We start from the raw sequence: 26,156 nt of genomic DNA on the forward strand, positions 1-26,156 counted from the left end.
GGACCCGATGGCAGACTTGCCTTCCCAGCCTGGTGGAAGCACCCACGACGCAGGGGCGACCCGGCGCAGCGGCACCCCGGTGGGCACGCGCCCTGCCGCGGCCCTTCGGCGCCCTCACCCCGTGCGCCGGCCAATCCGCGGTGGGTGGGCAAGCTTCGCCTTGTGGCGCGACAGCCAGCCCAGGGAGTCGTCGAACGGCATCGGCCGGGCGATGCCGAAGCCCTGCACATGGCCGCAGCCAAGCTGCGCCAGCAGCGCATGCTCGCCAGTGGTCTCCACCCCCTCGGCCAGTGTCTGCAGGTCCAGCCGCTCTGCCATCGACAGGATCGCGGCCACCATCCGCTGCTGGCCGGGGTCGGTATCGACCTTGGTCACGAAGCTGCGGTCGATCTTCAGGCGGTGCACGTCAAAGCGGCGGATATTGGCGATCGAAGCATGGCCGGTGCCGAAATCGTCAAGGTCGATGCTGCAGCCCAGCCGGGCCAGTGCCGCGATATTGCGCACGATCACCTCATCGCCGGTATCGGCGACCACCGATTCCAGTATCTCCACCGTCAGCCGCTGCGGCTGCAGATCAAAGCGGTCCAGCTCCCATTTGATGCGGTCGGCAAGCCGCGGGTTGCGCAGGTCTTCCTTGCAGAAATTCACCGCGACCGTGGGCACCGGCAGGCCCGCCTTATCCCAGCTGCGCAAGGCGGTCAGCGCCTGAAACAGCATCACCTCGCTCAGCCGTCCCGACAGCCCGGCATCTTGCATCACCGCAATGAAATCCGAGGGCGGCAGCACTCCGCGCGTGGGGTGCTGCCAGCGGGCCAAGGCCTCCAAGCCCGAAACCTCGCCGGTATCGGTACAAAGCTGCGGCTGGAAATACGCGAGGATCTGCCCGGATTCGAGCGCCGCCGCGGCCTCTGTTGCCAACGTATCGCGGGCGATGCTGGCGCGCTGCAGCTCTGCCGAGTAGGCGCGGATCGCTCCGGGTCCCTGCTGGCGCGCCTCTTCAAGCGCGGCCTCTGCAGCGCATAGCAGCGACTCGCCGGTGCCATGCGGGGCGCGGGCAGCGAGGCAGAAGCCGACCGAGGCACGGACATAAAGCGTGCTGGCATCTATCGACAGCGGCAATTCCGCGGCCGATTGCAGGCGTGCCGCGATCTGGATCAGGCTTTCCAGATCGGCATGGCGCACCGGGCCAAGCGTGATGGCAAAGCGGGCGCCGTCGAGCCGCATCACCCGGTCATGCTCGCGCAGCATGCCCTGCAATCGCTCGCTGGTGCGGCGCAGGATCTGGGTCCAGGCGGCATGGCCGTGCCGGTCCAGCAGCAGATCGGCCTCATCGAGGCACAGCACGAGGCAGGCAGTGGTGCGCCCGTCCAGCCGGCAGGCGGCCAGGGCCGCGTCGAGCGTCGAGACGGCGGTGTCGCGCAGCGGCAGGCCGGTGATGTGGTCGCGGCCGGGCTGCCCTTGGGCTGGCGGGCTTGCGCGCATGACGGCGAGGGCGATCGGCAGGGCCAGTGCCGCTGACAGCAGCGCGCCCTCCCCGCCAAACCAGAAGGCCGCCAGCATCACCGCTGGAACGAAGGCCAGCATTTCGGGCCGGCGCAACTGCGCTGCGATCCGCATGGTCAGCCCCGTATCCGGCTCTGCGCCCCTGTCCGCCATCCTGCCCAACCCTCGTTCGGGCACCGCCGGGCGCCCCTCTGCCGGGCAGATTAGGCAAGGACCGTCAGCACGAGGTTAATCGCGATGGCGCAATTTCGGGGGATTTGCGGCCAAATCGGCGGTTTCCGGACCAGAACTGCGGGTCAGCCCGACGAAATCGAAGATCGACGTGTCCAGCAGATGCGAGGGGCGGGTGTTCATCAGCGCGCGGAACATGATCTGCCGGCGGCCCGGGCTGCGCGCCTCCCAGCCGTCAAGGATCTGCTTGACCTGCTGGCGCTGCAGCCCGTCCTGGCTGCCGCACAGATCGCAGGGGATGATCGGATAGGCCATTGAATTTGCAAATTTCTCGCAATCCGCCTCGGCCACGAAGGCCAGCGGGCGATAGACGAAGAGGTCCCCATCCTCGTTCAAGAGCTTGGGCGGCATCGTCGCCAGCCGGCCGCCGAAGAAGAGGTTCATGAAGAACGTCTCAAGGACATCGTCGCGGTGGTGGCCGAGGACCACCGCCGAACACCCCTCTTCCCGCGCGATCCGGTAGAGGTTGCCGCGCCGCAGCCGGGAACATAGCGCGCAATAGGTGCGGCCCGTGGGCACCTTGTCCATCACGATGGAATAGGTGTCGCGGTATTCGATCCGGTGCGGCACGCCCATCTTCGCCAGAAACTCCGGCAGCACTGTCGCCGGGAACCCCGGCTGGCCTTGGTCGAGGTTGCAGGCCAAGAGATCCACCGGCAGCAGCCCGCGCCATTGCAGCTCATGCAGCACCGCCAGCAGGGTGTAGCTGTCCTTGCCGCCCGACAGGCACACCAGCCAGCGGGCGCCGCGCTCGATCATGCCATAGGTCTCGATCGCCTCGCGCACCTCGCGCACGAGGCGCTTGCGCAGCTTCTTGAACTCGGTCGTCGCCGGGGCGCCGTGGAACAGCGGGTGGATGTCGTCGGGATCGTCCAGCATCACGGCTCCTCTTGTGCGGGCGCGGATTTGGCACCTGTCTTCTTGGGCGGAACCGGGTCGAAGCCCTCTCCGCCCCAAGGATGGCAGCGGCAGATGCGGTGCGCGGCCAGATAGCCGCCCTTTACCCCGCCATGCACGCGCAAGGCGTCCAGCGCATATTCGGAACAGGTGGGCTGAAACCGGCAGGACCGCCCGACCCAGGGGCTGAGCACCAGCCGGTAGGCGCGCACCGGCAGCGACAGAAGATAGGCAAGCGGGGTCATCGGCGATGGTCCTTCGGCGGCTCCCGGACAGGCCCGCCGGGATCGGGGGTGCGGTTGCCACGCGGGGCAGGGGCGGCGTGGATCTGGCTCAGGGCGCGGGTCAGGTCGGCCAGCAGGTCGGCGAACAGCCGGTCCGCAGTGGCCCCGGGGCGCCCCACCAGAACATAGTCCCATCCGGGCTGTCCCGCCAGCGGCAGCACCGCGCGGGCAATCTCGCGCAGGCGGCGCTTGGCGCGGTTGCGGGCGACGGCATTGCCTAGCTTCTTGGAACAGGTATAGCCGATGCGGATCATCTCGGCCGGCACGGGCTCGTCGCCGCGCCGCTGCCGGGCCTGCAGCAGGAAGCCGGGCGCGCCTTGCCGCCGGGCCTGCGCCGCGCGCAGGAAATCCGGCCGGCGGGCCAGGACTTCGATCTGCACGGGAGCCTCGGTCACAGTCGCGCCCTCCGGGCAAACGGAAACCGCCGGTTGCGGCCCCGATGTCCGATCCTGTGGATCGGGGACGGGCGCGACCGGCGGCATAATCTGTCCTGCCTTGCGGCGGGCGATCAGGCGCTGAGCGACTTGCGGCCTTGGGCGCGCCGGGCGTTCAGGATGCGACGGCCGCCCTTGGTCGCCATGCGCGCACGAAAGCCGTGGCGGCGCTTGCGGACAAGGTTCGACGGTTGATAGGTGCGCTTCATGGCGGTAACTCCGTTCCGGGCAGCGCCAGACCCCTTCGGGATTCGAGCGCCGTGTCATTCGAAGCCCGTCCTTTAGAGGCCGAGCCTTGGCAAGTCAACGCGCCGGGGCGGATTTTTTACCGTCCTGTCGCAATGTGCCCGCCGCCGCGCGGCATCAACCCCGCGTGAGGGCACTGGCCGCTCGCGCCAGTAGCGCGCATGGTGGCCGAGCACAATCCAAAGGGGCGGCGCGTGACCGAAGGGCAACAGGGCAACACGGGGCGCAGCGTCCCGCGGCTGGCGGTTCTGGCGGGGCTGCTGGTGCTGGCCCTCGGGGGCGCGCTGCTGCTGGGGGACCGGCTGAGCCTTGAGGCTCTGGCGGGCCGGCGCGACGATCTGACCGGCTTCCGGGATTCGCATTACGGGCTGGCGGTGGCGGGGTTCATGGCGGTCTATGCCGGGATCGTCACCCTGTCGCTGCCCGGCGCCACGGTGATGACGTTGACCGGCGGCCTCCTGTTCGGGGTGTTCCCCGGCACCTTCATCAATGTCGGCGCGGCGGGGACGGGGGCGGTGGCGCTGTTCCTGCTGGCCCGCTGGGGCGCGGGGAATGCGGCGGAACGGCTGGCGGCGGCCGGTCCCTCGGCCCGCAAGCTGATGGCGGGGCTGCACGAAAATGAATGGTCGGTGCTGTTCATCATGCGGCTGGTGCCGCTGGTGCCGTTCTTCGTGACCAACCTTGCTGCTGCCACCTTGGGCGTGCGCCTGCACCGCTTCGTCATCTCCACCTTCCTCGGCATCTTGCCGGGGGCCTGGGTCTATACCTCGGTCGGCGCCGGTCTGGGCGAGGTGTTCGCGGCGGGCGGGCAGCCGGACCTTGGCGCAATCTTCCGCCCCGGTGTGCTTATCCCGCTTCTAGCCTTGGCCGCGCTGGCGGCGCTGCCGATGCTGCTCCGCGCCCGCCAGAAGGAGGATTCCGCATGACCGGGCAGATCAAGGCAGACATTTGCATCATCGGCGCCGGCTCGGGTGGGCTGTCGGTCGCGGCAGGCGCCGCGCAGATGGGTGCGCGGGTGGTGCTGGTCGAGGGGGCGGCGATGGGCGGCGATTGCCTCAACGTCGGCTGCGTGCCCTCCAAGGCGCTGCTGGCCGCCGCCGCGCGGGCGCAGACGGTGCGGGCGGGCGGCATGGGCGTCGCGCCCATGGAACCGCAGGTGGATTACGCCGCCGCGATGGCCCATGTCACCGCCACCATCGCCGCCATCGCCCCGCATGACAGCCAAGCCCGGTTCGAGGGGCTCGGCGTCCATGTCATCCGCGCCTGGGGCCGCTTCGTCGGGCCCGACGCGCTGGAGGCAGGTGACACGCTGATCGCCGCCCGCCGCTTCGTCATCGCCACCGGATCCCGCCCCGCCGTGCCGGGCATCCCCGGCCTGAAGGGCGTGCCCTTCCTGACCAACGAGACGCTGTGGGCGCTGCGCGAACTGCCCGAGCATCTGCTGGTGCTGGGGGGCGGCCCGCTGGGGATGGAGATGGCGCAGGCGCATCGTCGGCTTGGCTCGCGCGTTACCGTGCTGGACGGCGGCCACGCGCTCGGCCGCGATGACCCAGAGGCGGCGGCCGTGGTGCTGGCCGCCCTGCGCGCCGAGGGGGTGGAGATCGTCGAGGGCGCCGAGGTCACCCGCGCCTCGGGCCGCGCCGGGGCGATCACCTTGCAGACGGGTGACGGGCGCAGCTTCGAGGGCTCGCACCTGCTGGTCGCCGCAGGGCGCGCGCCAAATGTCGAGCGGCTGAACCTGCCCGCGGCGGGGGTCAAGACCGACGCGCGCGGCATCGTCACCGACGCCCGCCTGCGCAGCAGCAACCGCCGTATCTTCGCCATCGGCGACATCGCCGGGCGCGGGCAGTTCACGCATCTGGCGGGCTATCACGCCGGGCTCGTGGTGCGGCAGGCGCTGTTCGCGCTGCCCTCTCGCCTCCGCGACGATCACATCCCCCGCGCCACCTATACCGACCCCGGCCTTGCCCAGATCGGGCTGACCGAGGTGGAGGCGCGCGAGAAGCATGGGGGCAAGATCACCGTGGTGAAGGTGCCCGTCGCGGGCAATGACCGGGCGCTGGCGCAGGGGCACAGGGACGGCTTCCTGAAGCTGATCGTGCATCGCGGGCGGGCGGTGGGCGTGACCATCGCGGCCCCCGACGCTGGCGAAATCATCGCGCCCTTCGCGCTCGGGCTCGCGGCCAAGCTCAAACTTTCTGCCTATACATCGGCGGTTTACCCCTATCCGACCCTTTCCGAGCTTTCAAAGCGCGCGGCGAGCGCCTATTTCTCACCGAAGCTTTTCGAAAACCCTTGGGTGAAGCGGGGGGTGCGGCTGATCCAGCGGCTGCTGCCCTGACGACCCCGCCAAGAGGTGAGGCCACAGGGCAAGGAATGGCGCGGGCACATTTCCTGAACACACTTTCGGGCCGGTTCCTGATGCTGACGACTGTGTTCGTCATGCTGGCCGAAGTGCTGATCTTCGTTCCCTCGGTGGCAGGCTTCCGCGAGGACTATCTGCGGCTGCGGCTGGAACGGGCGCAAATCGCCTCGCTGGCCCTGCTCGCCTCGGAAGACATGATTTCGGAGGATCTGGAGCGCGAGCTGCTGGCCAATGCCGGCGTGTTCAACGTCGTCCTGCGCCGCGACGAGATGCGCCAGCTGGTGCTGTCCTCGCCAATCCCCAGCCCGGTCGATGCCAGCTATGACCTGCGCGATCCCACCGGCTTCAGCCTGGTGCGCGATGCCTTCGCCGACCTGACCGACAGCCGCAACCGGGTGATCCGGGTCATCGGCGAGCCGGCGTTGCAGGCCGGGCTGCTGATCGAGGTCACCATCGAAAGCGGCCCGATGCGGCGCGAGATGATCGAATATGGCCTGCGCATCCTTGGCCTGTCGGCGGTGATCTCGGTGCTGACGGCGCTGCTGCTGTTCCTTGCCGTGCAGCGGCTGCTGGTCGCCCCGATCCGCCGGGTGGTCGCCCACATGTCCTCCTACGCCGAGGCGCCGGAGGATGCGCGGCGCTTCATCGAGCCGACGGCGCGGGTGGTGGAGCTGCGCGAGGCCGAGGATGCGCTGCAGAGCCTGCAGACCCAGCTCACCGGCGCGCTGCGGCAGAAAGAGCGGCTGGCGCAGCTTGGCAGCGCCGTCGCCAAGATCAGCCACGACCTGCGCAACATCCTGACCACGGCGCAGCTGTTCGCCGACCGGATGGAGGCGTCCGAGGATCCGGCAGTGAAACGCGCGGCGCCCAAGCTGGTGAACTCCATCGCCCGCGCGGTGAACCTGTGCGAGAGCACGCTGACCTTCGGCCGCGCCGAGGAGCCCCCCCCGCGGCTGGCACGGTTCATGCTGGCGGGGCTGGTGACCGAGGTGCTGGAGGGGGAGCGCCCGGCAGCCGAGGCCGGAGAGATCGAGTTCGTGACCGACGTGGCCCCGAACCTGACCATCCGCGCCGATTCCGAACAGCTGCACCGGGTGCTGCTGAACCTTGTGCGCAATGCCCGGCAGGCGATCGAGGCGACCAAGAAGGCCGGCACGGTCGAGGTTGGCGCAGGCGAGGATGACGGCTTCTGGTGGATCCGCGTCGGCGATACCGGGCCGGGCCTGCCCGACCGGGCCAAGGCGCACCTGTTCCAGCCCTTCCAGGGCGGCACCCGCAAGGGCGGCACCGGCCTTGGGCTTGCGATCTCGGCCGAGCTGGTGCGCGGCCATGGCGGGCGGCTGGAACTGGTGCGGTCGGACGAGGATGGCACCGAGTTCATGATCCGCCTGCCCAAGACAGTGACCCAGGCCGAGGTCGCCGCCTGAGCTTTCTTCGCCCGATCCCGGGACAGGGCGTTTTTCGCCCTTGCATGTCCGTGCCGCCCTCGCTAAATGCCACTTCCACAGTGCACCCGTAGCTCAGCTGGATAGAGCATCAGACTACGAATCTGAGGGTCGGGCGTTCGAATCGCTCCGGGTGCACCATTTTCCCCTACTGTTTGACCGACAGCTTTCAATAGCACAGCATTCCCATGTCAGTGCTTCGGCATTGCCTGCGCCCGCCCTTTCAGGCCGCGCGGGTGTTTGCGTCCGCAGCCGCCAATGACGCCGCTGCCCTCACATCCACTCACGAAACCGGCATCGTCCAATGGTCCGATGGCACCTTTCGCCAATTCCGGTGGGGCGAGTCTCTCATGCACAACCTAAGGGCCTGACGCAGGGACAACCGCGCAGGCGCCGGAAGTCGGCGCTTTTTGGGGAAAGCGGTCTTTTCGGTCGGATGGTGGCTCCCGGTTGCAGCTCCCGGGGTCGCTGGAACGACAGCAACGCATTGGAGACTGAAATGAACAGAACTTCGCGCAACCGGGCCGCAAGCGCGCTGGCCCTGACCTCGGCCCTGGCCCTCATGGCGGCGCAGGGTGACTTTACGGCCAAGGCCCTCGACCTGGACCTTGGCGTGGGCAAAGTATCCATCGGACGCGATGACAGCGGCGGGCTTGGCGTCGGTGTCGGCCTTGGCGGCGACGATGGCGTGGATGTCGGCGTCAGCGTCGGCGGCAGCGGCGGCCTTGTCGATGCCGATGTCGATGTCGGCGGTGACGACGGCATCAACGTCGATGCCAATGTCGGGTCCGATGAAGGCCTCGCCAATGTCGGCGTCGATATCGGCGGTGATGGCCAGACCGGTGGCGGGCAGACTGGCGGTGGCCAATCTGGTGGCGGCGGTCTTGGCGGCCTGCTGGGCGGCGGTGGCTCGGGCGGCGGCCTTGCTGGTGGTGGCACTGGCGGCGGCCTTGTGGGCGGCGGCGGATTGCTGGGCGGTGGTGGCGGTGGCCTTGGCGGTGGCGGCATCAACATCACGGCAGACCTGCTCAGCTCGGGAGAGTTGCTGACCGTTGGCGCCGATGTGGCTGACGTGATCTCGGCCGATGTGGACCTCGGCACCGATTCGGGGCTGCTGGGGGTGGATGCCTCGGTCGCCGGGCTCGATATCGGGGCCGATGTCCTGAACGATGACAGCGTCGTGGATGTCTGCGTCGGCAATTGTGGCGGCGGCTCGGGCTCTTCGGGCAGTTCCGGATCTTCGGGGACGTCTGGCACCTCCGGAACTTCGGGCACCTCCGGCACATCCGGGACCTCGGGCACGTCCGGCACGTCCGGGACCTCGGGCACATCGGGAACCTCCGGGACGTCGGGCACCTCCGGGGCATCGGGCTCTTCGGGGTCTTCGGGCAGCTCGGGCGGCCAGATGGTGATCTCGAACCCGGGCATCGGCCTCTTCAGCCAGATCTGCGACCGCGGCCAGGGCAACACCGGGGCCTATTCGAACGTGCCGGTCGTCGATCGGTCGGGCGTGCAGATCGGCACGGTGCATGAGGCAACGGTGGGCGGCGACCTCCGGCTGGTCTCGATCCGGTTTGCAACCACCAACAACGTCGCAAGCCCGGCCAAGTGCATCCAGATGACCAATGTGCCGATCACCCAGGCGGGTGGGTCGCTTGCGGTGCCGGTGACGATGACCGGCCTGCACCAGGCGGTGATGTCGGCCAAGAACTGAGGGCGCAAGCCCTCCCGGAACCGGCGCCCTTGCGCCTGCTGCCACCCGATGGTCGGGGGTAGTCCGGTTCCGGTCAGGGGCGGCGGGTCGCGCCGCCGCCCCGCTTTCGGCCGAACCCTTCCGCAGGGCCGCCGCCGCCGCCCGCAACACCGGACCCCCGCCATGACATCCGCGTTCCCGCGCCGCCCTTGGCGGAATCTGTCACCGCGCCGCCCTTGGCGGTATGTGTCCCCGCGCCGCCACCCGCGGCATTTCGTGAATTCCCCGCCGCTGACCACCGGCCTTGTCGGCCTCGCGGTGCTGCTGACGGCACTGGCGCTGTGGCCCACAGGCTTCGCGCGCAACCCGGTCACGGAGTTCAACCTGTTCGTGCTGCTGGTCGCGCTGGCCATGGGCGCCGTCGATCTGGCCGTTCACCGCACCTGGCGGCAGCCCGAAGCGGGCATCGTGCAGCCGCTGCGGCTGATCCCCGGCAGGCTTGCCAGCCGCACCTTGCTGCACAAGCTGGCGGGCACCCTGGGCGTGGTGGCGCTGGCGCTGATCCTCTACCGCAGCGCCGACATCTACCGCGCGCCCTGGTACGGTACTTTTCTGAATCAATTCCACATGGCGTTGCCCTGGCTGGTGCCGGTGTCTCTGGTCTATGTCACCGCGCTGCACTGCATCTCGGTCAAGGCCAGCGACCATCTGGAAAGCTTCGGCCGGGTCCTGATGACCCTTGGCCGCGAGGGCGACCGGGCGCAGGCGGCGGATTTCGCGCTGATCTGGCTGGTGAAGCTGTTCTTCCTACCGCTGATGTATGGCTACGCGGTGGATGACTGGCTGTTCTTCTTCCGCGAGCCCTTTCCGGACGGGTCGTTCCGCACCGTCTATGAATACCTTTACCGCTTCGTGTTCTTCGTCGACGTGATCTTTTCCATCATCGGCTACGCGCTGTCATTGCGGCTGACGGGCGCCCATGTCCGCTGGCCCGAGCGCACGTTCCGCGGATGGGCCGTGTGCCTGATGTGCTACATGCCGTTCTGGCAGGTGATCGGGCGCGACTTTCTGGCTTATGAGGATAGCATCGTCTGGGGCCAGTTGCTGGAGCAGCATCCGGTGATCTATGCCCTCTGGGGCTCGACGATCCTGGCGCTGCTGATGGTCTATGTCGGTAGCACGGTCTGCTTCGGGATGCGGTTTTCGAACCTCACCTATCGCGGCACCATCTGGCAGGGCCCCTATGCGCTGGTCCGGCACCCGGCCTATATCTGCAAGAATGCCTCGATGTGGATGGTGCAGCTGCCCTTTCTGGCCGCGGCCCCCGGCGAGGCGATGGCGAACACGCTGGCGCTGGCGGGTATCGGCTGCCTGTATTTCATGCGCGCCCGGCACGAGGAGGCCTGTTGCAGTGAGGCGCGGGACTACCGCCTGTATCGCCGGTTCATGGACCGGCACGGGTTGCGGCCCCGGCTGATCCGGGCGGCCCGCGGCTGGCGTCCCGCCCTTGGCCTTACCAGCGCGCTTCGCCCGAGGGGAACAGGCGCCAGGTGATGTCGCGCGCCTGCGGCGACGCAGGCGGCACCGGCGTCGGCGTCCAGGGGCGCAACTGGCTACCGGGGAACAGCGCCGCGGTGATGTCGCGGGCATCGGCCGCAGGCGGCGCCGGTGCAGGCCGCACGGCACATCCGGCCGCGCCCGGGCAGACCACCGCCGCCGTCACCTCGCGCGGGGCAGGCTCTGTCGCCCGGGCGAGAAGCGGGGCGAGGTCGCCGTTCATCACCGCTGGCAGATCAACCAAGCCCTCGGCGGGCGCACGCCGTGTGGCAACCGCCGGCGCGCCAGAGGGCAGGTCGGCTGTTCGCGTGCCGAACCAGTCGCCCGAGCTGCCGCGGCTGGACATCGAGGCCGGAGAGGCCGGGAAATCCAGCGGCCCGATGGCATCTCCGGGTGGGACGGTCGGCGCCGCACTGGCGCGAATGATCACCGTCCGCCGCACGGGCGTCCACGAGCGTGGCGGCATCGGCGCTTCCCGCCTGGCCGTCCGCAGCGGTGCCGGTTCTGATGCCGGTTTCGCCGCTGCGTCTTCCCGCCCGCTGCCCGGACCATCAGCGCCAGCGGGCAGGACGGGCGCGACCGGACCGCTTCCAGGCCCAGTCACGACCGTTGCGGGGAAGGGCGTAGGTGCCTGCCAGATCAGTGCCACAAGTCCCGGCGCGGCAATGGCGAGGGCTGCAGCGACGGCAATTGTCCCCAACCCGCCGCCCCGGCGTGTCGTTCCGCCTTGCGCTTCTCGTGCCTGTCTTGCCTGCAGTGACTTGGTCGTCATCTCGCCCTCCGAAGCGATGCCCCAAAAGCTTTGCCCGATGAGCAGCCTTGGCCCAGGGGCGATCCCACGCGCCAAGCCTAGTGCCGCGGCGCAGCGCTGCAATCGGACGAGGGTGCGATCATGCCAAGGGACGATGCCGATCCGGCGCGGTCAGGGCCTCAATCGACCTTCAGCGCCACCAGGATGTCCTCGATCACGCAGGACACCAGCTGTTGCCGGCTGCTGAGTCCCGACTTGCGGAAGATCGCGGTCAGCTGCGATTTCACCGTGGATTCGGACGTGCCGCGCAGCCCGGCGATCTCGGGGTTGCTGAAGCCCTTGATGACCAGCAGCGCCACGTGCCGCTCGGTCGGGGTCAGCGCCCATTCTGTGAATTGACTCGCCACCAGGGTCTCGAACTGGCCGGTCGTCGCATCCAGCTGGGTCTGGATACGGTTCACCCGCCGGAAGCTGAGCCGCAGCAGAACCACGCTGCTGACGACTCCCGCAAGCAGGCCGACGCTGCACAGGATCTCCAGCGTTTCCTGCAACTCCCACGGGATCAGCGGGGCCTGCCAGTAGAACACCTCGGACAGCAGCTTGAAGATAAAGAACACGGTGCTGAGCACCTGGATCAGCGTCACCAGCATGAACAGGGCCAGCGCGGGCCCCCGCAGCCCGAAACTGGTCATCGCTGCGCCTCGGGGCCGGTCATTGCCCGGACCGGACGCCTTGCGGGGGCAGGTCCAGCAACATCAGATCCAGCGACCGCTCTGGCCCCGCGGGGCGATAGTCATAGGTCTCTATCACTGCATCGCGCAGGATCTGCCCCGAGGCGCGGCTGACCACGATTTCACGCAGGTGCTCGCGGCTGCGGGCGCGGATCTTGACCCGGTTCAGCAGCGTGTCGGTGACGCTGACGATGGTATAGCCCTCGCCGTCCAGCGCCTCGAGGATGTCGATATAGCGCCATTGCGGGTTGTGCTGCACGCGGAAGGTATCGAAGCCCGCGACGCGCGAGGCTGGATCGGCATGGCCCGCGGGGGCCAGCGCAATGGCAAGCGCCGAGGCAAGCCCGCAGCGGCGGAGCGCCGCACCGACGGGCATCACCGGCCCATGCCCGCGGGGGCGGCGCGGCCGGGGATGCCCCGTGCCGGGCAGGGCGTGCAGATGGCAAGGTCGAACATCAGGCGCCCCCGAGGGTATAAGAGAGCCGTCAACGCGAACGGATCACACGATTATTGTGGATTGCGCTCGACATGGCCAGCGCGAATGCGATGCGCCGGGCTGGCAGGCGCAGCGACGCATCGGCGATCAGGGCCCGTTCGCAGCTGAAATCGTTGCGCGCGAAGCGGCGCGAGCCGATCACCACCGCGACGTCCGGATAGCGGTCGCGAAAGCCCTGCAGCAGCGTGACGGCATCGGCGCGCAGGGCGTCCATATCCACCAGCATCAGCCCGGTATCGGCGGCCAGCGGCGCAACCATCGCTGCGGCGGCACCCAAGTCGGCCGCAGTTTGCAGGTCTGCCACGTGGTCTTGCAGCCATAGGGTATGGTCCAGCAGTCCCTGATCGGCGCTGCCCCCGACCATCACCACATGGCGATGTGCAAGCAGTTCGGTTTCGATCAGATCGAACTCGCTGGCCCGGGCGCCGGACGGATCGAAGGGTGCAGCTTGCCGCGTCAGTGGCGCAGGCATGGCTTGGTCACGGGGCGTGGGCTGTGGGTTCGTGGTGCCGACCGGGAAGAGGCGGGCCTGGGCATCGGCCAGATTCGTTCGGCGTGGCGCGGCGCGAAAACCAGCCGCGAACCGCCGCATCCAGTCGCCTGCCGCTGCCTGAACGGTCCCGTTGCCGAGGTTGTCCTGCATAGCCATTGATGCCTCCTCCATGCTGTCGTGGGTCAGGCCGCTGATCTCTGGTGGTCTCTGGGCCCATAACTGCACGCTGCCTTCCCCTGCGTCGTCGGGCCATTGGCGGTTGTGGCGAAAGCGGCGGTTTCGCACCAATGGACGAGGCGTGGCGGCTGATGTGGAGCGGGCCTCCAGCGGCTGGCCGGGGCCGGCCCGAGAGAGGTGGCGCGCGAAATATGGCAATCTGTGGGTGAGGTCGAAAAGAAGGCAGCGCGTTGGTGCAGGGGTTTGCCAGTTCCGACCGAATTGCAGCAATGGTGCGGTGGAATTAGGGCAAAATCTTGGCAGGTCGCAGCCTTTCCGCATTTCGGTGAGCCCGAGTGATGAAAAGGTGCGACACCTTCGCCGACCGCTAAAATCATTTTCCTGGGCTGCAAAGCTCAAAATGGGAAAAAGAATGATGAAGTTGTCACCACATATTGTGCTTTGATTTTTACGAAATACATCAGCTATGCATGGGAAGGATGCGTAGAAACGTGTTGCTCCCTGAGCAATCCTCGGCAATCATAGGCAGCGACTAGGCTTTTCGTACCAAGGTCCGGTGTTGGTCGGACCTTTTGGCTGCAGCCCGGTAATTCGACGTCTTGGACGAGGCGCTGCGAGGGAGATTATTATAGTTCGGCCCGCGTTATTATGGGCCAGTACCTGCGACTACTTGAGGCTCTGCAGCTCGCTTGTCCATTAAATTTGAATGGGAGGTTTCGAGATGATCAACTTAACCAGTAGGCTTGTGCTTGCATCGATGTTCACCCTGCCAATGATGGCGCCAAGCGTGTCCGCGCTCAGCATCGGGATTGGCGGCGACAACGGCATTGGTGTCGATATCGGTGGCGGTGATGGCGGCGGGCTCGGGGTAGGCGTCGGGATCGGCGGCGACGACGGAGTGGGTGTCGACGTGGGCGTCGGCGGCGGCAATGGCGTGGGTGTCGATGTCGGGGTCGGCGGCGACAGCGGCGTCGGGGTAGGCGTTGGAATTGGCGGGGGCAACGGCATCGGGGCCGGCGTGAACGTTGGCGATGCGGTGGATGTCGGCGTCTCGATCGGCGGCAGCGCCCCCGGCACAAATCCGGGGACCAACCCCGGCAATCCGGGCACAAACCCGTCCACCCCTGGGGGCAATGTGACGGTCGCATCGATGCCCGGCCGCGCCGAAGTCGCCAAGGCCAAGCGGCTGGTCTGCCGCAACGATGGCAACAGCGAGGTCTATGCCGACTATCTGGTCTTTGACCGGAACGGCCAGCCGGTGGGCGTGGTCGCCTCGGCCTGGGTCGGTCCCGACCTGAAGATCGATACGCTGCGCTTTGCGACGCTGGACAGCTTCGCCTCTCCGGCCAAGTGCCTGACGGTCAAGGCCGCGGGCGCGCGGATCGGGCAGGGCGCCATCGGGCTGCCCCATGCGGGCAACGACCTGCAAAAGGCCATCGCGCTGCGCTAGGCGGGCGAGGGTGGCTTGGGCGGGCCGGGGATCTGCCCGGCCCGAAGGCATCATCCGCCCGCGCGACCGATGGCAATGATCCGGGCCCTGTCACCCTGCGCGGCGCGTGCATAGTAAATTTCGATCCGGCGGATGGCCCGGGCATGGTCGCCGGGCAGGGGGATGAACCGCGTCTCGCTGTCGCGGCGGATCCGGGCGCGCACCGGAAGCTCCGACACGTCGCCATTGGCGTAATGCACCAGCACCCGTTCGAGGAAGACCGGGTTGTCGCGCACCGCCAGCTTCAGATGGGTGAACCGGCCTTCGCGGCGGCCGACCTGGATCACGTCGCGCTGCTCGTTGAAGCCGACGGTCTTCTCGCCCAGGACCACCTCCTGATCGGCCCGCGCCGGCAGCGGCAGCAGGGCCATCAGCCCCAGGGCCGCGGCGCCTGCCAGAACGTATCGTCTGCTTGTCATCCTGAAATCTCCTCGCTTGAAATACGCGCTGTCGTTCCGCGGAACGCGGCGGCCTGCCTGCCGGTTCCGGGTCAGGAGCCAGGTGCGAAAAACGCCCCCGACACGCCACATTCACGCCCCGCTTGCCGATCAGCCTGCAAGCAGGAAAAACGGAACACGACGAGGTTGTCCCATGAGGTTCGCAGTCGCCCTTCTGACCCGTATCGGCCTTGGATCGGCTGAGCCCGCCCAGGACGTGTTCGAGGCGCGCCTTGCGCAGATGATCGTCACCGAGCGTCCCCGGCTGAGGTTGCGGCAAGGTCCGCGGCCGCGGCTGTTCAGAAGTCGGGCGAGACGCCTGGCAGTTTGAGCTCCTTGATCAGGTCGCGCAGTTCCTGCCGGGCGGCGACGTTCGACAGGTTCAGGCTCTCGACGCCGACATCCTTCAGGTCCAGCAGCGTCAGCCCGCGCGGGAACAGCTCGCGGAAGATCACCCGTTCCGCAAAGCCGGGGGCCACGCGAAAGCCGATGCGCCGCGACAGGCTGGTCAGCGCCTCGCCAACCTTCTTCTTGTTGTGCATGTGCTGCGCGCCAAGGCGGTTGCGCAGCACGATCCAGTCGATGGGCTTCAGCCCGGCGCGGGCCCGTGACTGGCGGGCGTTCCACACCATCTCGGCATAGATCGAAGGGCCAAGCACGCGGCCCGTTTCGGGGTCGGTGCGGGCCAGCAGGTCGAAGTCGATGAAGCTATCGTTCAGCGGGGTGATCAGCGTATCGGCCAGCGAATGCGCGACCTGGCTGAGGCGGGTATGCGAGCCGGGGCAGTCGATCAGGATGAAGTCGCAATCGGTATCCAGCGCGGCCACGGCGGCGGACAGGCGATGGTCGAAGACGTTCTCGTTGGGCCCCAGCGAGGCCGCGTCAACCTCCGGCAATTCGCGGTAATCGGGCATCGGCAGGGTGATGCCCTGCCGCGCCGCAAAGGCCCGGCGGTTCTCCAGATAGCGCCCGAAGCTTTTTTGACGGACATCGAGGTCGAGCGCGCCGACCCGCCAGCCCATGCGGCACAGGGCGGTTGCCACATGCATGCAGGTCGTGGATTTTCCCGACCCGCCCTTCTCGTTTCCGGTGACGATGATATGTGCCAAGTCGCTTCCCCGCCCGCAGCCCCTGCCCGGGTTCCCGGGCGCAAGAACCTATATGTTGCGGTCCGCCCCAAGTGAAGCGCGAGGGCAGGCCGTGCCCCGATTTTCCCGGGAATGTTGCGCCCGTGTTGGGGGTCAATGCAAAAGGGGCGCAGCCCTGCGGCGCGCCCCTTCCCCGTATCGTCCGTGACCCGTTCTTAGAGCGTGAGGCCGGCGTACTTGTTCTTGAACTTCGTCACGCGGCCGCCGGTGTCCATCAGCTTGGCATTGCCGCCCGTCCAGGCCGGGTGGGCCAGCGGGTCGATGTCCAGCGCCATCTGGTCGCCTTCTTTGCCCCAGGTCGAACGGACCTGATACACGCTGCCATCGGTCATCTTCACGTTGATGACGTGATAGTCGGGGTGAATTCCTTGTCTCATGATCCCGCTCCTTACGCGCCTGCGCCGTCTTTGGCTTTGTAATTGGTGACTTCCGCGATCCGGGCCTTTTTGCCACGGCGATCACGAAGGTAATACAGCTTGGCGCGGCGGACGCGGCCACGGCGCACGACCTCGATGGCGTCGATGTTGGTCGAGTAGAGCGGGAACACCCGTTCCACGCCTTCACCGAACGAGATTTTCCGCACGGTGAACGACGCGGCGATGGTGCTGCCGCCCTTGCGGGCGATCACGACGCCTTCGTAGTTCTGCACGCGCGAGCGGGTGCCCTCGGTCACTTTGTAGCCGACGCGAACGGTGTCGCCGGCCTTGAAGTCCGGGATGGTCTTGCCAAGCGCAGCGATCTGCTCGGCTTCGATTTGCGCGATAAGGTTCATCGCAAGTCCTTTGCTCTGCTCGCGGTTTTCCGCGAAGGTGATGCGTCCTCAGAGCTCTCGGTCTTCATCCGGGTCCGCGCTGTGCATCGCACACCACGCCCGCCAGAGATCAGGACGGCGTTCTTTTGTCAGCCTTGCGGCCTCGGCCCGTCGCCAGTCGGCAATTCTTGCGTGATGCCCGGATTGAAGAATTTCCGGTATCGCGCGGCCTTCCCAGACGGTGGGTCTTGTATACTGGGGATGTTCCAGAAGCCCGTCCGAGAAGGATTCTTCCTCGGTGGACGCCTGATTCCCAAGCACGCGGGGTATAAGTCGAACTGTCGCGTCGATCAAGGCCTGTGCTGCAATCTCGCCGCCCGTAAGGACGAAATCGCCAAGGCTGATCTCTTCAATGCCATAAGCCTCCAGCACCCGTTCGTCCACCCCTTCAAAGCGGCCGCACAGCAGGGTGATCCCGTCCGACTGGCTGAGCCGCCGCGCGGTCGCCTGATCGAAGGGCTTGCCGCGGGGTGACAGGTAGATCACCGGCCAGCGGGCGCGGTCGGGCGGGGTGCCGAGGGCGGCCTGATCCAGCGCCTTGGCGACCACGTCGGCGCGCAGCACCATGCCGGCGCCGCCGCCTGCGGGGTTGTCATCGACATTGCGGTGCTTGCCCTCGCCGAAGGGGCGCAGGTCGATGGTCTCCAGCGCCCAGAGGCCCATGTCCAGCGCCTTGCCGGTCAGGCTGAGCCCGAGGGTGCCGGGAAAGGCGTCGGGGAACAGCGTGACGATCTTCGCGGCCCAGGCGCCCTTCAGGCGGGGGTTGTGGTCCATCAGCTCGCGCGGCTTGATCGACGCGGAAATCGCGAGGCGGCCATGCGACTTCGACGGGGCGTCGGCCATGTCAGGCCTCTTCCGGCAGATCGACGATGATCCGGCCCGCGGTCAGGTCCACGGTCGGCACGGCGGCAAGCGTGAAGGGCAGCAGCAGCGCGTTGCGCTGGCCGGGGGCGAGGATTTCGAGGATATCCCCCGCGCCGTGGTTGTGGACCGCATGGACGGTGCCGACGGGGGCGCCGCCGGTATCGAGCACCGTCAGGCCGATCAGGTCGGCATGGTAGAACTCGTCATCCGGCAGCGATGGCAGCTTTGTCCTTTCAGCCCAAAGGGTTGCGCCCTTGAGCGCATCCGCCTGTTCCTTGGTGGTGATGCCGGTCATCCGCGCCGCGAGGCCGCCCGCAACGGCGCGGGTGATCTTGACCGTGAAGCTGCGCTTGCCGTCTTCAGAGGTGAGCGGGGCATAGTCGGCAATCGCGGCGGGGTCGGCGCAGAAGCTCTTCAGCCGCACCTCGCCCTGCACGCCGAAGGCGCCGGCGATGGCGCCCACGCAGACCTTGTCGTTTGCGGCCATGATCGCTTCCCCCCGGACCCAAGGCAAAAAGGCGGGCGGCCTCACGCCACCCGCCGCATATTCTGCGGCAATCCGGCGCCGTTGCAAGCGCCGGAATTACCGTGGCAGCCCAAAGGCTTACTCGGTGGCTTCGGCGGCCGAGGCGGCTTTCTTCGCACGCTCTTCGGCGCGCTTCTTGGCCTTGGCGCCGGGTTCGGCTTGCTTGGGGTTGTTGCGGACGGCTTTTTCCAGCACGCCAGCGGTTTCCAGCATGCGGGCAACCCGGTCGGTCGGCTGGGCGCCGTGCGAGAGCCAGTATTTCACCCGGTCGAGATCCATCTTCACGCGCTCTTCGCTGTCCTTGGCCAGCAGCGGGTTGTAGGTGCCGAGCTTTTCGAGGAAGCGGCCGTCGCGCGGCATCCGGCTGTCGGAGGCGACGATGGAATAGTGCGGGCGCTTGTTGGAGCCACCACGGGCGAGGCGGATTTTCATGGACATGTCAGTTTCTCCTTGGTCTTTGTAAGTTCGGGCAAGTGCCCGTTATTTCTGCAGTTTCTCGTGATGCCTGATGACTTCGGAAATGATGAAGGTCAGGAATTTGCGGGCGAATTCGGGGTCGAGATCGGCCTCTTGCGAGAGCCGTTCCAGACGGGCGATCTGGGCCGCTTCCCGGGTCGGATCCGAGGGCGGCAGGTTGTGTTCGGCCTTCAGGCGGCCGACGGACTGGGTGTGCTTGAAGCGTTCGGCAAGCGTGTAGAGCAAGATGGCGTCGAGCCGGTCGATGGACTCGCGGTGTTCATGCAGCAGGGCTGCGGCGCGGGTGGCGGCGTCGGTCATGCGCTCCTCCGGCATCTGGAAAGCATATGGAACCCGTATGGTTTTCGTATGTATGTCACAGGACATACCTCGTGGTCGGGGCAGGGTGGCGGAACACGAGGCAGGGGTCGGTTCCGGGATGCGCCGCAGAGTCATCGCGCTGCGCACCGAGGCGCTGCGCCAGCGCGATGGAGCGCGAATTGGCCGGGTCGATATAGCTGACGGCGGTGTCCCAGCCGAGCGGGCCGAAGGCATGGTCGATGCTGGCGCGGGCAGCTTCGAAGGCATAGCCCTTGCCCTCTGCCTCGGGCGACCAGAGGGTCCAGCCGATTTCGCGTTCCGGCCAGCCTTCGGGATACCAAGGGCCGCACATGCCAAGCGCGCTTCCGCCGGCCTTGGGCGCGAAGACGAAGGTGCCGAAGCCGCGCAGAACCCACATGCCGATGACATGACCAAAGGCGCGCCAAGCCTTTTCCCGGTCCAGCGGGCCGCCGACGAAGCGCGAGCGCTCATCCACGGCGAACGCTGCCCAAGGCTCCCAGTCGACCGCCTGCGGGGCGCGCAGAATCAGGCGTTCGGTTTCGATCACCGGGGTGGAGGAGAGGGTGACGGTCATTTCTTCTTGCCGAGTCCCGAAAGCCCGCCGGGCAGGTTCAGGCCGCCAAGGCCGGGCAGGCCGCCCGGCATCTTGGTGCCGATCTGGCCTTGCAGGGCCTTGGCCGCTTCTTCCATCTGGGCGGGGTCCATCTTCGAGGGATCCATGCCGCCCATACCGCCGGGCATCTTGCCGCCGAACATCTGCATGGCCTGCTTGAGCATCCCGCCTTTGCCCATCTTGCCGATCTTCTTCATGGTGTCGGCCATCTGGCGGTGCATCTTCAGAAGGCGGTTCACCTCGGCGACCTCAAGCCCCGCGCCGGCGGCGATGCGCTTCTTGCGGCTGGCCTGCAGCAGGTCGGGATTGGCCCGTTCCTTCTTGGTCATCGAGTTGATCAGCGCGATCTGGCGGCGCAGGGCCTTGTCGTCAAAGCCCGCGGCCTCGGCCTGCTTGGCCATCTTGCCCATGCCGGGCATCATGCCCATCACGCCCTGCATCCCGCCCATCTTCAGCATCTGGTCAAGCTGGCCCTTCAGGTCGTTCATGTTGAACAGACCCTTCTGGAAGCGCTTCATCATCCGCTCGGCCTGTTCGGCCTCGAAGGTTTCCTGCGCCTTTTCCACCAGGGCGACGATATCGCCCATGCCAAGGATGCGGCCGGCGACGCGTTCAGCCTCGAAGGTTTCTAGCGCGTCCATCTTTTCGCCGAGGCCGACGAAGCGGATCGGCTTGCCGGTGATGGCGCGCATCGACAGCGCGGCGCCGCCGCGGCCGTCGCCGTCCATCCGGGTGAGGACGACGCCGGTGATGCCGACCTTGCCGTCGAATTCGGTGGCGACGTTGACCGCGTCCTGGCCGGTCAGGCCGTCGACGACCAGCAGCGTCTCGCGCGGTTGCGCCACGTCGCGGACCGCCTGCACCTCGGCCATCAGGGCTTCGTCGATATGCAGCCGGCCGGCGGTGTCGAGCATGTAGACATCGTAGCCGCCAAACGTCGCCTGTTGCTTGGCGCGCTTGGCGATCTGGACGGCATTCTCGCCCTTGATGATCGGCAGGGTATCGACGCCGATCTGGGTGCCGAGGATGGCCAGCTGTTCCATCGCCGCCGGGCGGTTGGTATCCAGCGAGGCCATCAGCACGCGCTTGCCCTGCCGTTCGGTCAGGCGCTTGGCCAGCTTGGCGGTGGTGGTGGTCTTGCCCGAGCCTTGCAGGCCGACCATCAGCATCGCCGCAGGCGGGTTGTCGATCTTCAGCGCGCCGGGGTCGCCCTCGCCGCGCAGGGTGCGGATCAGCTCGTCATGGACGATCTTCACGACCTGCTGGCCGGGGGTCACGGATTTGGTGACGGCAGAGCCGGTGGCCTTGGCGCTGACCGATTTCACGAAGGCGCGGGCGACGGGGAGGGAAACGTCGGCCTCGAGCAGGGCGACGCGCACTTCGCGCAGGGCGGTTTCGACATCCTCGGCGGTGAGCGCGCCCTGGCGGGTGAGCTTGTCGAAGACCCCGGAGAGCCGTTCGGATAGAGTCTCGAACATCGCGTCTGGCCCTCCATGGCCCCGATTGCACCTTGCCGGGACCATGTAAGGCCCGGCGCTACGATCCCCAAGGGTGGCAGGTCCGAACGGGTCAATGCGGAAGGACACCCGTGGGCGCAACGCGCTGACGGATGGCGATCCCCCCATGACGGGTTGGGACCGGAAGCAAGTCACTTCCGGGGAATTGGGGCAGGCCGTAGAAGAAATGGGCGGGGGAGTCAAGCGGGGGTGGGATTGAGACCTTGGCCTCGCTGGCACCGTCAGAGGGCAGTGCCCGTCCGCCGGGTGGGCGAGCAACAGCAGTTCTGGGCGCTTTATGGTGTGGCTTACTTCCACCGAACTTCTAGGCGGAACCGTGGGAGCGCCCGCCCGGGGGGCGGACGGGCGCTGCCCGGCGGCGCCAAGGCGCCTTGTTCCGGGCAAGGAAGAGTATCGCCTTATCAGGCGGCCAGTGCGTCAACCTCGCCCTCGGCCTTGGCCAGCGCCTCTTCGGGGCCGAAGACCATCGCGTCGGCGGCAACGAAATCGACATCGGTGATGCCGAGGAAGCCCAACATGTGGCGCACATAGCCCGAGGCGAAATCCACCTCGGAGCCAAGGCGGGTGCCGTCCGAGGACAGGGCGACGATCGCGCGCTTGCCGGTCAGCAGGCCTTGGGGGCCGGCTTCGGTATAGGTGAAGGTCTCGCCTTTGCGGGCGATGTGGTCGAACCAGGTCTTCAGCGAGGCGGGGGTGCCGAAGTTGTAGATCGGCAGGCCGATCACCACGATGTCGGCGGCCTTGATCTCGGCGATCAGGGTGTCGGAGACGGCGGCGATGGCGGCCTGCTCGGGGCTGCGCGCCTCGACCGGGGTGAAGACGGCGCCGATCCAGGCGGCGTCGATGGCCGGCAGGCCGGAGGCGAGGTCACGGCTGGTGACGGTCGCGGCGGGCTGCGCCTCGGTCAGGCGGGCAAGGATGCGGTCGGTAAGGCGGCGCGAGATCGAGCCGGCGGGTTTGATCGAGGCGTCGAGGCGGAGGATATTGGTCATCGGGGAAGTCCTTGAATGGGAGAGCGGCGGGCAGGCCGGGCATGTCCCTAACTTGCGCGTTGCAATTTCGAACGCAACGCCGATACTCGCACTGCATATGTTGACGGGCGCACAGAAAATGTCTTTTCAGAACTGGGACGAGATCCGCACGGCCTATCAGGTGGCACGGATCGGCACGGTCAGCGGCGCGGCCGAGGTGCTGGGGGTCCACCATGCGACGGTGATCCGGCATATCGATGCGCTGGAGGGGCGGCTCGGGGCCAAGCTGTTCCAGCGCCATGCCCGCGGCTATACGCCGACCGAGGCGGGGCAGGAGCTGCTGAAGGTGGCGCAGGCGACCGAGGACCAGTTCGGCCAGCTGGCGGCGCGGATCAACGGGGCCGGGTCGGAAATGGGCGGCGAGCTGGTGGTGACATCGGTGCCCGGCCTGTCGGCGCTGATCACCCCGATCGTCGCGGGGCTGATGGCCGAGCATCCCGAGCTGATCGTGCGCTATGTCACCGACCTGCGGATCTTCCGGCTGGAATATGGCGAGGCGCATGTGGCGATCCGGGCGGGATCGGCGCCGACGGAGCCGGACAATGTGGTGCAGCGGCTGCACGAGCATCAGGTGGCGCTGTTCGGGGCGCCGTCCTACCTGGCGAAACATGGCACGCCGGTGAAGGATACCGACCTCGTCGCGCACCGGTTCATCGGCAATGAGAACCCGGCCTCGCGCGCGCCGTTCTACCAGTGGCTGTCGGGCGTCGTGCCGCGCTCGCAGGTGGTCTATCGCTGCAATGATGGCGAGGCTACACGGGATGCGGTACGGGCCGGGCTGGGGCTGGGCTTCCTGCCGGTGGCAACGGCGCGGGGCAATCCCGATTTCGTCGAGGTGCTGGCGCCGCGCGAGGCTTGGGCGGCACCGCTGTGGCTGGTCACGCATGTGGACCTGCACCGCACGACCAAGGTCCAGGCCTTCCTGACCGCGATCAAGGCGGCGTCGAAGGAGTGGCCGGCGATGTGCTCGGGCAATCACTAGCAGGCGGGGGGCTCTAGCTCGATCTCCTGAAGCTCCGCCTCCAGGAACCGCTCGAAGGCGTCGAGGTCCAGCCGCTCGAACTGGCCGAAGCCCTGCATCCAGATGCTGGCCTCGCGCATCGCGTCAGGCTCCAGCTTGCACCATTTCACCCTTCCGCGCTTTTCCTGGCTGATGAGGCCGGCCTCGGCGAGGATCTGCAGGTGCTTGGAGATGGCGGCGAGCGACATCTGGAACGGCTCGGCCACATCGGTCACCGCCATGTCGTCTTCCAGCAGCATCGACAGGATCGCGCGCCGCGTCGGATCGGCGAGGGCCGAGAACACGGCGTCGAGGGCGGGGGAGAGGGCAGGGCTTGGCGGGGCGTGCATGGGCATTCCTAGCGCCCCTGCCGGCAAACGGTCAACCGGACGGTTGAATATGCGATTTTGCCGCAAAGCGGCGACGGCGAGGGGCCTGGGCCGCGCACAGCCGGGCTTCTGCGCGAAATATATCGCGATTTCAGTGCTTTGACGAATGGTTGGCGGCCCCCTAACGCGCTTGACTCACATGCCCCGGCCCCCTAGGAAGGCGGCAACAGTCCAAGGGGGGCTCCAAGGAGCGCAACGTGGCCGACGAACCCGATCAGACCCGGCTTTCCGAGCTGGAAAAGCGGATCGAGAAGGTCAAGGCCGCCCACGCGCCCAAGCCCCGCGCGGACGAGCATTTCAGTCAGGCCAACCAGGCCTGGCGCATGGTGATCGAGCTGGTTTCGGGTTTGGGGATCGGCTTTGCTATCGGCTACGGGCTGGATACCCTGTTCGGGACCATGCCTTTCATGCTGGTGCTGTTCATATTCCTGGGCTTCGCGGCCGGGGTGAAGACGATGCTTCGCACCGCGACCGAGATGCAGACGAAACGACAGGCGGAAGACTCCGCCCGGGATGAGGGGAAGTAGACGTGGCGACGGAAGAAGCAGCAGGCGGTCTTGCATTCCACCCGATGGACCAGTTTCTGGTGCGCCCGCTGTTCGGCGGCACCGAGATCAACTGGTACACGCCGACCAACGTGACGCTGTGGATGGGCCTGACGGTCTTGGCCATCGTGCTGGTGCTGGTCGTCGGCTCGCGCGGCCGGGCCATCGTTCCCAGCCGGATGCAGTCCATCGCGGAACTGACCTTCGGCATGGTCCACAAGATGCTGGAAGACATCACCGGCAAGGAGGGGCTGAAGTACTTCCCCTATGTGATGACCCTGTTCTGCTTCATCGTGTTCGCCAACTTCATCGGCCTGATCCCCACCTCGTTCTCGACCACCTCCCACATCGCGGTGACGGCGGTTCTGGCAATGCTGGTGTTCCTGGGGGTCACGATCCTCGGCTTCGTGAAGAACGGCGCGCACTTCCTGGGCCTGTTCTGGGTGTCGTCGGCGCCGCTGCCGCTGCGCCCGGTGCTGGCGGTGATCGAGGTGATTTCCTACTTCGTGCGCCCGGTCAGCCATTCCATTCGTCTTGCCGGCAACGTCATGGCAGGGCACGCGGTGATCAAGGTGTTCGCGGGTTTCGCGGCCATCGCGGCCATCGCCCCGGTTTCGATCCTGGCTATCACCGCGATGTACGGGCTCGAAGTGCTCGTCGCGCTGATCCAGGCCTATGTGTTCACCATCCTCACCTGCGTCTATCTCAAGGACGCGCTGCATCCGGGTCACTAAGGCGCGGACCGCAGTTATCCAATTACAACCTTTCCAATCCTGAAGGAGCACCTCTATGGAAGGCATCGCACAACTCGGCCAATACCTCGGCGCTGGTCTCGCCTGCATCGGCATGGCCGGGGCTGCAATGGGTGTGGGCAACGTCGCTGGCAACTACCTGGCCGGCGCGCTGCGCAACCCCTCGGCTGCCGCGTCGCAGACCGCCACGCTGTTCATCGGCATGGCCTTTGCCGAAGCGCTGGGCATCTTCTCGTTCCTGGTCGCGCTGCTGCTGCTGTTCGCAGTCTGATCCCTTCCAAAGATCTGAGAGCCGGGCGGGCCCTTTTGGGGCCTGCCCGCCGGTTTGACAGGTCCTGACGGACCGGGGGAACGACATGGCAACAACAACGGAAGAAGCGGCAGCGCAGGCGACGGACGCTGTCCACCCGATGCTGCCGGGCACCGATGCCTCTGGCAGCGCGGTCGGCATGCCGCAGCTGGTGTTCGAGACTTTCCCGAACCAGATCTTCTGGCTGCTGGTGACGCTGGTCGTGATCTACCTCGTCCTGTCGCGCATCGCGCTGCCGCGGATCGGCGGCGTGCTGGCGGAACGGGCGGGCACGATCAGCAATGACCTTGCCACCGCCGAAGAGCTGAAGCTGAAGGCGAAAGCGGCCGAGGCGACCTATACGCGCGCCCTGGCCGATGCCAAGACCGAGGCCGGCAAGATCGTTGCCGCCGCCAAGGCCGAGATCCAGGCGGACCTCGACGTGGCGACGGCACATGCCGATGCCGAGATCGCGGCGAAGACCGCCGAGTCCGAAGGCCGGATCGGCGAGATCCGGGCCGGCGCGCTGGAGGCGGTGAATACCGTTGCCCGCGATACGGCGGCGGAAATCGTGGCGACCTTCGGCGGCCGGGCAGATGCGGGCGCGATCGATGCGGCCGTGGCAGAGCGGATCAAGGGGTGAG

At 67.2% G+C, this 26,156-nt stretch carries 32 protein-coding genes and 1 tRNA gene; 12 read left to right on the forward strand and 21 right to left on the reverse strand.

Annotated features, from left to right (window positions below; translation table 11 throughout):
* Positions 1–114: 114 nt before the first annotated feature.
* The 5 genes from GVY41_RS05295 to rpmH all read right to left on the reverse strand — a co-directional run bounded on the left by GVY41_RS05295 (position 115) and on the right by rpmH (position 3,558).
* Positions 115–1,656 (reverse strand): putative bifunctional diguanylate cyclase/phosphodiesterase, encoded by a 1,542-nt coding sequence (locus tag GVY41_RS05295; RefSeq protein WP_161344682.1) that lies wholly within the window; start codon positions 1,654–1,656, stop codon positions 115–117.
* 75 nt (positions 1,657–1,731) lie between these two features.
* On the reverse strand, positions 1,732–2,613 hold the full coding sequence (gene ttcA, locus GVY41_RS05300) for a tRNA 2-thiocytidine(32) synthetase TtcA (RefSeq protein ID WP_161344680.1): 882 nt from the start codon (positions 2,611–2,613) through the stop codon (positions 1,732–1,734).
* Complete coding sequence (yidD, locus tag GVY41_RS05305; protein ID WP_161344678.1) at positions 2,613–2,876, reverse strand: membrane protein insertion efficiency factor YidD; 264 nt, start codon at positions 2,874–2,876, stop codon at positions 2,613–2,615. The genes ttcA and yidD overlap by 1 nt, the downstream gene beginning before the upstream one ends.
* Positions 2,873–3,400, reverse strand: coding sequence for a ribonuclease P protein component (gene rnpA / locus GVY41_RS05310; protein ID WP_229725971.1), 528 nt, complete (start codon positions 3,398–3,400; stop codon positions 2,873–2,875). The genes yidD and rnpA overlap by 4 nt, the downstream gene beginning before the upstream one ends.
* Positions 3,401–3,423: 23 nt before the next feature.
* Positions 3,424–3,558: a 50S ribosomal protein L34 gene (rpmH, locus tag GVY41_RS05315; protein ID WP_066809333.1), complete on the reverse strand. Its 135-nt coding sequence runs from the start codon at positions 3,556–3,558 to the stop codon at positions 3,424–3,426.
* A 231-nt stretch (positions 3,559–3,789) separates the two neighbouring features.
* Between rpmH and GVY41_RS05320 the strand changes: the two genes are divergently transcribed.
* The 6 genes from GVY41_RS05320 (at position 3,790) to GVY41_RS05345 (ending at position 10,652) form a co-directional block, all read left to right on the forward strand.
* Positions 3,790–4,521, forward strand: coding sequence for a TVP38/TMEM64 family protein (locus tag GVY41_RS05320; RefSeq protein ID WP_229725960.1), 732 nt, complete (start codon positions 3,790–3,792; stop codon positions 4,519–4,521).
* A complete protein-coding gene (locus tag GVY41_RS05325; RefSeq protein ID WP_161344672.1) occupies positions 4,518–5,936 on the forward strand; it encodes a dihydrolipoyl dehydrogenase family protein in 1,419 nt (472 codons plus the stop codon). Before GVY41_RS05320 ends, GVY41_RS05325 begins: the two co-directional genes overlap by 4 nt.
* 35 nt (positions 5,937–5,971) lie before the next feature.
* Positions 5,972–7,387 carry a sensor histidine kinase gene (locus tag GVY41_RS05330; RefSeq protein WP_161344670.1) on the forward strand — a complete coding sequence of 472 codons (1,416 nt, stop codon included), beginning with the start codon at positions 5,972–5,974 and terminating at the stop codon, positions 7,385–7,387.
* Positions 7,388–7,469: 82 nt separating this feature from the next.
* Positions 7,470–7,546, forward strand: a tRNA-Arg gene (locus GVY41_RS05335).
* Positions 7,547–7,904: 358 nt separating this feature from the next.
* Entirely contained in the window at positions 7,905–9,119 is a 1,215-nt protein-coding gene (locus GVY41_RS20175; RefSeq protein WP_161344668.1) for a hypothetical protein, read from the forward strand.
* A 255-nt stretch (positions 9,120–9,374) separates the two neighbouring features.
* Positions 9,375–10,652, forward strand: coding sequence for a hypothetical protein (locus GVY41_RS05345; RefSeq protein ID WP_161344666.1), 1,278 nt, complete (start codon positions 9,375–9,377; stop codon positions 10,650–10,652).
* Here GVY41_RS05345 and GVY41_RS05350 read toward each other — a convergent pair.
* The 4 genes from GVY41_RS05350 to GVY41_RS05365 all read right to left on the reverse strand — a co-directional run bounded on the left by GVY41_RS05350 (position 10,612) and on the right by GVY41_RS05365 (position 13,282).
* Entirely contained in the window at positions 10,612–11,121 is a 510-nt protein-coding gene (locus GVY41_RS05350) for a hypothetical protein (RefSeq protein ID WP_161344664.1), read from the reverse strand. The two genes, GVY41_RS05345 and GVY41_RS05350, sit on opposite strands and share 41 nt — an antisense overlap.
* Before the next feature lie 464 nt (positions 11,122–11,585).
* Positions 11,586–12,098, reverse strand: coding sequence for a helix-turn-helix transcriptional regulator (locus tag GVY41_RS05355; RefSeq protein ID WP_161344662.1), 513 nt, complete (start codon positions 12,096–12,098; stop codon positions 11,586–11,588).
* Positions 12,099–12,117: 19 nt separating this feature from the next.
* Positions 12,118–12,513 carry a hypothetical protein gene (locus GVY41_RS05360; RefSeq protein WP_161344660.1) on the reverse strand — a complete coding sequence of 132 codons (396 nt, stop codon included), beginning with the start codon at positions 12,511–12,513 and terminating at the stop codon, positions 12,118–12,120.
* A gap of 109 nt (positions 12,514–12,622) precedes the next feature.
* Positions 12,623–13,282 carry a hypothetical protein gene (locus tag GVY41_RS05365; protein ID WP_161344658.1) on the reverse strand — a complete coding sequence of 220 codons (660 nt, stop codon included), beginning with the start codon at positions 13,280–13,282 and terminating at the stop codon, positions 12,623–12,625.
* A gap of 808 nt (positions 13,283–14,090) precedes the next feature.
* Here GVY41_RS05365 and GVY41_RS05370 point away from each other — a divergent pair.
* Positions 14,091–14,753 carry a hypothetical protein gene (locus tag GVY41_RS05370; RefSeq protein WP_161344656.1) on the forward strand — a complete coding sequence of 221 codons (663 nt, stop codon included), beginning with the start codon at positions 14,091–14,093 and terminating at the stop codon, positions 14,751–14,753.
* A 50-nt stretch (positions 14,754–14,803) separates the two neighbouring features.
* Here GVY41_RS05370 and GVY41_RS05375 read toward each other — a convergent pair whose 3' ends face one another.
* The 11 genes from GVY41_RS05375 to GVY41_RS05425 form a co-directional block, all read right to left on the reverse strand.
* Positions 14,804–15,211 (reverse strand): DUF2541 family protein, encoded by a 408-nt coding sequence (locus GVY41_RS05375; RefSeq protein WP_161344654.1) that lies wholly within the window; start codon positions 15,209–15,211, stop codon positions 14,804–14,806.
* A gap of 317 nt (positions 15,212–15,528) precedes the next feature.
* The gene (locus tag GVY41_RS05380) at positions 15,529–16,338 is read right to left on the reverse strand and encodes a division plane positioning ATPase MipZ (RefSeq protein WP_161344652.1); all 810 of its coding nucleotides are present in this window, start codon (positions 16,336–16,338) and stop codon (positions 15,529–15,531) included.
* 194 nt (positions 16,339–16,532) lie between these two features.
* On the reverse strand, positions 16,533–16,754 hold the full coding sequence (gene rpmE, locus GVY41_RS05385) for a 50S ribosomal protein L31 (protein WP_161344650.1): 222 nt from the start codon (positions 16,752–16,754) through the stop codon (positions 16,533–16,535).
* An 11-nt stretch (positions 16,755–16,765) separates the two neighbouring features.
* Entirely contained in the window at positions 16,766–17,149 is a 384-nt protein-coding gene (gene rplS / locus GVY41_RS05390; protein WP_161344648.1) for a 50S ribosomal protein L19, read from the reverse strand.
* A 48-nt stretch (positions 17,150–17,197) separates the two neighbouring features.
* Entirely contained in the window at positions 17,198–18,031 is an 834-nt protein-coding gene (gene trmD, locus GVY41_RS05395) for a tRNA (guanosine(37)-N1)-methyltransferase TrmD (RefSeq protein WP_161344646.1), read from the reverse strand.
* 1 nt (position 18,032) lies between these two features.
* On the reverse strand, positions 18,033–18,539 hold the full coding sequence (rimM, locus tag GVY41_RS05400; protein WP_161344644.1) for a ribosome maturation factor RimM: 507 nt from the start codon (positions 18,537–18,539) through the stop codon (positions 18,033–18,035).
* A 117-nt stretch (positions 18,540–18,656) separates the two neighbouring features.
* Positions 18,657–19,016 carry a 30S ribosomal protein S16 gene (gene rpsP, locus GVY41_RS05405; RefSeq protein WP_161344642.1) on the reverse strand — a complete coding sequence of 120 codons (360 nt, stop codon included), beginning with the start codon at positions 19,014–19,016 and terminating at the stop codon, positions 18,657–18,659.
* 42 nt (positions 19,017–19,058) lie between these two features.
* Positions 19,059–19,355: a chorismate mutase gene (locus GVY41_RS05410; RefSeq protein WP_161344640.1), complete on the reverse strand. Its 297-nt coding sequence runs from the start codon at positions 19,353–19,355 to the stop codon at positions 19,059–19,061.
* A 55-nt stretch (positions 19,356–19,410) separates the two neighbouring features.
* On the reverse strand, positions 19,411–19,950 hold the full coding sequence (locus tag GVY41_RS05415; RefSeq protein ID WP_161344638.1) for a GNAT family N-acetyltransferase: 540 nt from the start codon (positions 19,948–19,950) through the stop codon (positions 19,411–19,413).
* Positions 19,947–21,467, reverse strand: coding sequence for a signal recognition particle protein (gene ffh, locus GVY41_RS05420; protein WP_161344636.1), 1,521 nt, complete (start codon positions 21,465–21,467; stop codon positions 19,947–19,949). Before ffh ends, GVY41_RS05415 begins: the two co-directional genes overlap by 4 nt.
* A gap of 440 nt (positions 21,468–21,907) precedes the next feature.
* A complete protein-coding gene (locus tag GVY41_RS05425) occupies positions 21,908–22,498 on the reverse strand; it encodes an FMN-dependent NADH-azoreductase (protein WP_161344634.1) in 591 nt (196 codons plus the stop codon).
* A 118-nt stretch (positions 22,499–22,616) separates the two neighbouring features.
* On the opposite strand from GVY41_RS05425, the gene GVY41_RS05430 reads away from it, so the two are divergent.
* The gene (locus GVY41_RS05430; protein WP_161344632.1) at positions 22,617–23,519 is read left to right on the forward strand and encodes a LysR family transcriptional regulator; all 903 of its coding nucleotides are present in this window, start codon (positions 22,617–22,619) and stop codon (positions 23,517–23,519) included.
* Here GVY41_RS05430 and GVY41_RS05435 read toward each other — a convergent pair.
* Positions 23,516–23,893, reverse strand: coding sequence for an ArsR/SmtB family transcription factor (locus GVY41_RS05435; RefSeq protein WP_229725959.1), 378 nt, complete (start codon positions 23,891–23,893; stop codon positions 23,516–23,518). The two genes, GVY41_RS05430 and GVY41_RS05435, sit on opposite strands and share 4 nt — an antisense overlap.
* Before the next feature lie 230 nt (positions 23,894–24,123).
* Between GVY41_RS05435 and GVY41_RS05440 the strand changes: the two genes are divergently transcribed.
* The 4 genes from GVY41_RS05440 to GVY41_RS05455 all read left to right on the forward strand — a co-directional run bounded on the left by GVY41_RS05440 (position 24,124) and on the right by GVY41_RS05455 (position 26,155).
* Complete coding sequence (locus tag GVY41_RS05440; RefSeq protein WP_161344630.1) at positions 24,124–24,453, forward strand: AtpZ/AtpI family protein; 330 nt, start codon at positions 24,124–24,126, stop codon at positions 24,451–24,453.
* Between the two features lie 44 nt (positions 24,454–24,497).
* Entirely contained in the window at positions 24,498–25,205 is a 708-nt protein-coding gene (locus GVY41_RS05445; RefSeq protein WP_161344838.1) for a F0F1 ATP synthase subunit A, read from the forward strand.
* A 55-nt stretch (positions 25,206–25,260) separates the two neighbouring features.
* Positions 25,261–25,494 (forward strand): F0F1 ATP synthase subunit C, encoded by a 234-nt coding sequence (locus GVY41_RS05450; protein WP_066809443.1) that lies wholly within the window; start codon positions 25,261–25,263, stop codon positions 25,492–25,494.
* 139 nt (positions 25,495–25,633) lie between these two features.
* A complete protein-coding gene (locus GVY41_RS05455; protein ID WP_161656872.1) occupies positions 25,634–26,155 on the forward strand; it encodes a F0F1 ATP synthase subunit B' in 522 nt (173 codons plus the stop codon).
* Position 26,156: the final 1 nt, after the last annotated feature.

Origin of the sequence: Frigidibacter albus, assembly GCF_009908165.1 — a bacterium.
GTDB lineage: Bacteria > Pseudomonadota > Alphaproteobacteria > Rhodobacterales > Rhodobacteraceae > Frigidibacter > Frigidibacter albus.

Coding starts and splice junctions, on each gene's coding strand:
- GVY41_RS05295 (WP_161344682.1), bottom strand. CDS start 1,656: ATGGCGGACAGGGGCGCAGAGCCGGATACGGGGCTGACCATGCGGATC.
- ttcA (WP_161344680.1), bottom strand. CDS start 2,613: ATGCTGGACGATCCCGACGACATCCACCCGCTGTTCCACGGCGCCCCG.
- yidD (WP_161344678.1), bottom strand. CDS start 2,876: ATGACCCCGCTTGCCTATCTTCTGTCGCTGCCGGTGCGCGCCTACCGG.
- rpmH (WP_066809333.1), bottom strand. CDS start 3,558: ATGAAGCGCACCTATCAACCGTCGAACCTTGTCCGCAAGCGCCGCCAC.
- GVY41_RS05325 (WP_161344672.1), top strand. CDS start 4,518: ATGACCGGGCAGATCAAGGCAGACATTTGCATCATCGGCGCCGGCTCG.
- GVY41_RS05330 (WP_161344670.1), top strand. CDS start 5,972: ATGGCGCGGGCACATTTCCTGAACACACTTTCGGGCCGGTTCCTGATG.
- GVY41_RS20175 (WP_161344668.1), top strand. CDS start 7,905: ATGAACAGAACTTCGCGCAACCGGGCCGCAAGCGCGCTGGCCCTGACC.
- GVY41_RS05350 (WP_161344664.1), bottom strand. CDS start 11,121: ATGCCGCCACGCTCGTGGACGCCCGTGCGGCGGACGGTGATCATTCGC.
- GVY41_RS05355 (WP_161344662.1), bottom strand. CDS start 12,098: ATGACCAGTTTCGGGCTGCGGGGGCCCGCGCTGGCCCTGTTCATGCTG.
- GVY41_RS05360 (WP_161344660.1), bottom strand. CDS start 12,513: ATGCCCGTCGGTGCGGCGCTCCGCCGCTGCGGGCTTGCCTCGGCGCTT.
- GVY41_RS05365 (WP_161344658.1), bottom strand. CDS start 13,282: ATGGCTATGCAGGACAACCTCGGCAACGGGACCGTTCAGGCAGCGGCA.
- GVY41_RS05375 (WP_161344654.1), bottom strand. CDS start 15,211: ATGACAAGCAGACGATACGTTCTGGCAGGCGCCGCGGCCCTGGGGCTG.
- rpmE (WP_161344650.1), bottom strand. CDS start 16,754: ATGAGACAAGGAATTCACCCCGACTATCACGTCATCAACGTGAAGATG.
- rplS (WP_161344648.1), bottom strand. CDS start 17,149: ATGAACCTTATCGCGCAAATCGAAGCCGAGCAGATCGCTGCGCTTGGC.
- trmD (WP_161344646.1), bottom strand. CDS start 18,031: ATGGCCGACGCCCCGTCGAAGTCGCATGGCCGCCTCGCGATTTCCGCG.
- rimM (WP_161344644.1), bottom strand. CDS start 18,539: ATGGCCGCAAACGACAAGGTCTGCGTGGGCGCCATCGCCGGCGCCTTC.
- rpsP (WP_161344642.1), bottom strand. CDS start 19,016: ATGTCCATGAAAATCCGCCTCGCCCGTGGTGGCTCCAACAAGCGCCCG.
- GVY41_RS05410 (WP_161344640.1), bottom strand. CDS start 19,355: ATGACCGACGCCGCCACCCGCGCCGCAGCCCTGCTGCATGAACACCGC.
- GVY41_RS05415 (WP_161344638.1), bottom strand. CDS start 19,950: ATGACCGTCACCCTCTCCTCCACCCCGGTGATCGAAACCGAACGCCTG.
- ffh (WP_161344636.1), bottom strand. CDS start 21,467: ATGTTCGAGACTCTATCCGAACGGCTCTCCGGGGTCTTCGACAAGCTC.
- GVY41_RS05425 (WP_161344634.1), bottom strand. CDS start 22,498: ATGACCAATATCCTCCGCCTCGACGCCTCGATCAAACCCGCCGGCTCG.
- GVY41_RS05430 (WP_161344632.1), top strand. CDS start 22,617: ATGTCTTTTCAGAACTGGGACGAGATCCGCACGGCCTATCAGGTGGCA.
- GVY41_RS05435 (WP_229725959.1), bottom strand. CDS start 23,893: ATGCCCATGCACGCCCCGCCAAGCCCTGCCCTCTCCCCCGCCCTCGAC.
- GVY41_RS05445 (WP_161344838.1), top strand. CDS start 24,498: ATGGACCAGTTTCTGGTGCGCCCGCTGTTCGGCGGCACCGAGATCAAC.
- GVY41_RS05450 (WP_066809443.1), top strand. CDS start 25,261: ATGGAAGGCATCGCACAACTCGGCCAATACCTCGGCGCTGGTCTCGCC.
- GVY41_RS05455 (WP_161656872.1), top strand. CDS start 25,634: ATGCTGCCGGGCACCGATGCCTCTGGCAGCGCGGTCGGCATGCCGCAG.